This is a genomic window from Bradyrhizobium campsiandrae (assembly GCF_014529705.1).
GTDB classification, from domain to species: Bacteria; Pseudomonadota; Alphaproteobacteria; order Rhizobiales; family Xanthobacteraceae; genus Bradyrhizobium; species Bradyrhizobium campsiandrae.
Genome location: NZ_JAANIH010000238.1, coordinates 1 through 415, shown reverse-complemented (window position 1 = coordinate 415; position 415 = coordinate 1). Strand labels below are relative to the sequence as shown.

The following is a 415-nucleotide window of genomic DNA, read 5'->3' as shown; positions in this document are numbered from 1 at the left end:
ATCTCACAGATCTTGAATGAAGAGCATCCCGAGAAAGTGATCTCACTGTTAATTGAGCATCAGGAAAAATCCCTTTCGGATGAAATCTCTGATAAACAGGAAAAACTGGAAAAGCTGCGTGAATTGAAAAACGGACTGAAAAGTCATGAGTCAGTCTCTCTCGAATCGATCGGGTACATAGCCGGTATCATGGAAGGTAAGAAGAAACTGAAAAGAATGCGCTGGATGATGATCCTGACCGGAATCCCAGTCACGGCACTGCAATGCTTTTCCATCATGTTCTGGATCGTCAAAGGCATATGGTGGCCATTTGTACTTTGGGTGCTGGTGTCTATTCCCTGGGGAATAATTGTCAGCAGGTATTATTTCAGACAGGTGAAATATATCTGCCCGGAATGTCACGAACTGTTTAAGC

At 43.6% G+C, this 415-nt stretch carries 1 protein-coding gene; it reads left to right on the top strand.

What is annotated here, in order from left to right; genetic code table 11:
* A partial coding sequence (locus G8O24_RS47250; protein WP_202988837.1) for a hypothetical protein occupies positions 1–415 on the top strand: 415 nt, incomplete at both ends.